The sequence below is a fragment of the Pseudarthrobacter sp. genome, assembly GCF_036675385.1.
In the GTDB taxonomy this organism is placed as follows: domain Bacteria; phylum Actinomycetota; class Actinomycetes; order Actinomycetales; family Micrococcaceae; genus Arthrobacter.
Map to the genome: position 1 here is coordinate 1 of NZ_JAKFFD010000037.1, position 4,660 is coordinate 4,660.

4 protein-coding genes are annotated in these 4,660 nt (G+C 67.2%); all 4 read right to left on the bottom strand.

Going from position 1 to position 4,660, the window contains the following annotated elements:
* Positions 1-336 (bottom strand): alpha-amylase family glycosyl hydrolase (locus V6M49_RS03480; RefSeq protein ID WP_332760046.1); only part of this gene is annotated, 336 nt, incomplete at its 3' end.
* The gene (glgX, locus tag V6M49_RS03485) at positions 333-2,588 is read right to left on the bottom strand and encodes a glycogen debranching protein GlgX (protein WP_141141184.1); all 2,256 of its coding nucleotides are present in this window, start codon (positions 2,586-2,588) and stop codon (positions 333-335) included. The genes V6M49_RS03480 and glgX, both read right to left, overlap by 4 nt.
* A 72-nt stretch (positions 2,589-2,660) precedes the next feature.
* Positions 2,661-4,274, bottom strand: coding sequence for an NAD(P)H-hydrate epimerase (locus V6M49_RS03490; protein WP_332760047.1), 1,614 nt, complete (start codon positions 4,272-4,274; stop codon positions 2,661-2,663).
* A gap of 37 nt (positions 4,275-4,311) precedes the next feature.
* Positions 4,312-4,659, bottom strand: coding sequence for a holo-ACP synthase (locus V6M49_RS03495; protein WP_056344245.1), 348 nt, complete (start codon positions 4,657-4,659; stop codon positions 4,312-4,314).
* Between the last annotated feature and the right edge of the window lies 1 nt (position 4,660).

The following is a 4,660-nucleotide window of genomic DNA, read 5'->3' on the forward strand; positions in this document are numbered from 1 at the left end:
ACGCCCTTCCTGCAGCAGCGACCACCACCACGGGTTCTGTGCCGGCGAGGCCACGCCCACATGGTTGGGGACGATGTCCACCAGCACGCCCATGCCGTGCTCCCGCGCGGCCCTCGAAAGGGAGAGCAGCCCTTCCGGACCGCCCCGCTCCGGGTCCACCGACGACGGGTCCGTCACGTCATAGCCGTGATCGGAACCATGTTCCGCCGTCAGGATCGGAGACAGGTAGACCCAATCCACGCCCAGTGATTTCAGGTACGGAACGGTCGCGGCAGCATCAAAGAGTGTGAAGCTGCTGCGGATCTGGAGCCGGTAGGTGGACACCGGAGCCTTCACTTGGCGCCGCCCTTCCGGTGCCCCACTTTCGTGGTCTTCCCGGGCTCGGCCACCATGGGTGTGCTGAGGGACTCGGTCTCGCTGGTGGCGGTCTGCGACAGCGCGGCAAGCGACGCGGCTACGGAATGGTCCGGTTCAACATCGGGAACGGTGTGGGCCCGGAGGACCACCAGCGACTTTGCGTCCACCGGCAGAGCGTCACCGGCCTGGACCGGTTCGGTGTCCGCATTGTGGCCGGCGGTGTCGATGATGATGTCCCAGGCCGGTGCGTATTCGTCGGCCGGCAGGGTGAACTTAACCATGTCATCGTGGGCGTTGAAGTACAGCAGGAAGTTCACGTCCGTGATCCGGCGGCCTCGGGCGTCCTTGCCTCGGATGCCGTCGCCGTTGAGGAATACGCCCACGGAGCGGCCGAAGCCGCTGTCCCAGTCCTCCGGCTTCATGGTGTCGCCGTCAACGTCAAGCCATACGATGTCCGGCAGCCGTTCGCCTTCGCCTCTGCGGACGGGGCGGCCGTCGAAGAACCTGCTCCGGCGGAACGTGGGGTGCTTGGCGCGGAGCGCGTTGACGGCGGCGGTGAATTCGACGAGGGGCTGGTCGATGTTCTCCCAGTTGACCCAGGTCAGTTCCGAATCCTGGCAGTAGCCGTTGTTGTTGCCCTGCTGGGTGCGTCCCATTTCGTCACCGTGCAGCAGCATGGGCACACCCTGGGACAGGAGCAGCGAGGCGATGAAGTTCCGCTGTTGGCGGGCGCGCAGCCCGAGGACGGCGGGATCGTCGGTGGGACCTTCAGCCCCGCAGTTCCAGGACCGGTTGTGGGATTCGCCGTCGTTGTTGTCCTCACCGTTGGCGTCGTTGTGCTTCTCGTTGTAGGACACCAGGTCGGCAAGCGTGAAGCCGTCATGGGCGGTGACAAAGTTGATGGAGGCCACGGGCCGACGGCCCGAGTGCTCGTACAAGTCGGCGGAGCCGGTGAGGCGGGACGCGAATTCGCCCAGTGTGGCCGGTTCGCCGCGCCAGAAGTCCCGGACCGTGTCGCGGTACTGGCCGTTCCACTCCGTCCACTGCGGCGGGAAGTTGCCCACCTGGTAGCCGCCAGGACCCACGTCCCAGGGCTCGGCGATGAGCTTGACCTGGGACACCACCGGATCCTGCTGGATGAGCTCGAAGAAGGTGGAGAGCTTGTCAACGTCGTAGAACTCGCGCGCCAGGGTGGAGGCGAGGTCGAAGCGGAAACCGTCCACGTGCATTTCGGTGACCCAGTACCGCAGGGAATCCATGAGCAGCTGCAGCGAGTGCGGCTGGCGGACGTTGAGCGAGTTGCCCGTGCCCGTGTAGTCCATGTAGTGCTTCTCGTCGCCCTCCATAAGCCGGTAGTAGGAGGCGTTGTCGATGCCCTTGAAGGACAGGGTGGGGCCCAGGTGGTTGCCTTCGGCGGTGTGGTTGTACACCACGTCCAGGATCACTTCGATGCCTGCGCGGTGCAGGGTGCGGACCATCGCCTTGAAGTCCTGGACCTGATGGCCGGAGTCGCCGGTGGAGCTGTAGGTGTTCTGCGGCGCGAAGAAGCCGATGGTGTTGTAGCCCCAGTAGTTGCTCAGGCCCTTGTCCTGCAGGTTTCCCTCGTTAACGAACTGGTGCACCGGCATCAGCTCGATCGCGGTGATGCCCAGCTTCTGCAGGTGCGCGATGACGGACGGGTGTGCCACGCCGGCGTAGGTGCCGCGCTGCTCCTCGGGGATCTCCGGGTGGAGCTGGGTCAGGCCCTTGACGTGGGCCTCGTAAATGACCGACTTGTGGTACGGAATGCGCAGGTTGTGGTCGCCGTCCCAGTCGAAGAACGGGTTGATCACCACGCCCATCATCATGTGCGGCGCGGAGTCCTCATTATTGATGGAGTCCGGCTCGCCCAGGTTGTAGGAGAAGAGCGCCGGGTCCCAGTCCATCTGCCCGTGCACGGCCTTGGCATACGGGTCCAGGAGCAGTTTGTTGGGGTTGAAGCGGTTGCCGGAGTCCGGGTCATAGGGCCCGTGGACGCGGTAGCCGTATTTCTGGCCGGGCTGGACCTGCGGGATGTAGCCGTGCCAGACGTAGCCGTCCACCTCGTCGAGCCTGAACCGGGTTTCCACGCCGTCGTCATCGAAGAGGCACAGCTCGATCTTTTCGGCGCGTTCGCTGAACAAAGCGAAGTTCGTGCCGGTCCCGTCAAAAGTGGCGCCAAGCGGATATGCCGTTCCGGGCCAGATTTCCATTCGTGCTCCTCATCGTTGTTCGACAGCGGGTGCGTGGACACAAAGCCGCCCCTGCCGGTACAAAATCTATGCCTACGGTAGCGGGTGGGTGTGACTATTACGTTTCCGGTCCGCAGGTTTACTAAGCAGGCTGACTTTATGCCAAACGTCTGGTACGGCGTCCGCAATCCGGCCCGCAGTCAGCGGTCCGCCGCCGGAGGCGGCCGCTCCCGCGAGGCCGTGGAGGCTGGCCCCGAGGGCGGCAATAGCCGCCCAGCGCTCGTCCGGATCGATGCCCGCATCACGGAAGCGCCCGACGTCGGGCCCCAGTTGGGCGAGCAGCGCACCGATGATCCCGGCCAGGACGTCGCCGCTTCCGGCGGTGGCGAGCCACGCCGTGCCGTCCGCCTGGCTGTAGAAATCCTGGAAGGGCGACGCGACCAGGGTGGTGGCACCCTTCAGCAGCACGGTGGCCTCGGTGAGCACGGCGGCATGCCGGGCTGCGCCGAGGGTGGAGGACTCGACGGCGGTACGGTCCGGGGCAGGATCAAAGTCCGGGCTGTCCGGGGACGAGGCGAGCCGCTGGAGGAGGGCCGCCAGCTCGCCGGCGTGCGGCGTGAGAATCACCTGCGGCGCCAGGACCGCAGGCAGGGCAGGCAGCGCACCGGCGTCGGCGATCACGGGCAGGCCGGATTCCACGGCGTCACGGGCGTGCCGGAGCTGTTCAGTATCGCCCGGACCCATGCCCGAACCCACCAGCCACGCCTGGACGTGCGTCTCACCGACAGAGCCCGTGCTGCACACAACCTCCGGGCACGACTGCCGCACCAGGTCGGCCACCTCGGGCGGGCCCAGGTAGCGGACCATCCCCGCGCCGGCAGCCAGCGCACCCCGGCAGGCCAGCACGGCGGCGCCGGGATAGTCGGCGGATCCGGCCACGACGCCCAGGACGCCGCGGGAATACTTGTGCGAGCGCCTCCCGGGCTGGGGCAGGAGCCGGGCGAGCTCCACCGGCTCAAACCTGCGCAGCGCCGGCCAGGGCAGCTGGTCCTCTATGCCGATGGCCACCACGTGGACGCGGCCGGCGTGATCGGCGCCAGGGTCCGCCAGCAGCCCCACCTTGGCCGCGCCGAAAGTGACGGTCACATCCGCGGAAAGGACCGGCGCATGGGCTTCCCCGGTGTCGGCATCAACGCCGCTGGGGATATCGCAAGCAACCACAATCCCCGGGTCCCCGGCCAGCAGCCGCAGATCCGAAAGGCCGCTCACCAGGCCGGCTGCAGCTCCGCGAAGGCCGCCGCGGGCGCCTGTCCCCAGGATTGCGTCAATTACGACGTCGGCACCCGCCACGTGTGCGGCCAGCTGGCTGGCGTTGGATTCGGTGAGGAGGTGTACGCGCCCCCCGGCGCGCTCAAAGGCAGCCAGCGCCGCGGCATGGGCCGTTCCGGCGGTGAGCACCGCCGTCGTACGCATCCCCCTGGCGGCCAGGAACGAGGCGGCGAAGAGGCCGTCTCCCCCGTTGTTGCCCTTGCCTGCGAGGACGGCCACGCTGGCGCCGTAAAGCCGCCGGCTGCGTGCCTGAAGCTCGTGGACCACGGCGTTGGCGAGCCCGTGGGAGGCCCGCTGCATCAGAACATCGCCCATCCCGGCAGCCAGGAACGGCTGTTCTGCAACCCTGATCTGGGTTCCGGTATAGGCGCTGATCATGGTGTCAGGTCCGTCGATGGGCGGAGCAGTAAGTGGCTCAGCCTTCGGCCAGGACCGTGGCGGTGGCAATGCCGCCGTCGTGGCTCATGGAGACGTGCCAGCGTTTGACGCCCTTGGACTCGGCCACCGCCAGCACAGTTCCTTTGACCTGGATGGTGGGGCCGTGCTGGTCCAGGCCGATCCAGCAGTCCTGCCAGTTCATGCCGGCCGGCGCGCCGAGGACCTTGGCCACGGCTTCCTTGGCGGCGAACCTCGCGGCCAGCGAGCGGGTGTTCAGCTCGCGTTCCGCGGGCACGAACAGCCGGTCCCGGAGCCCCGGGGTCCGCTCAAGCTGGCGGCCGAACCGCTCGATGTCTACAACGTCTACGCCAATGCCAACGATCATG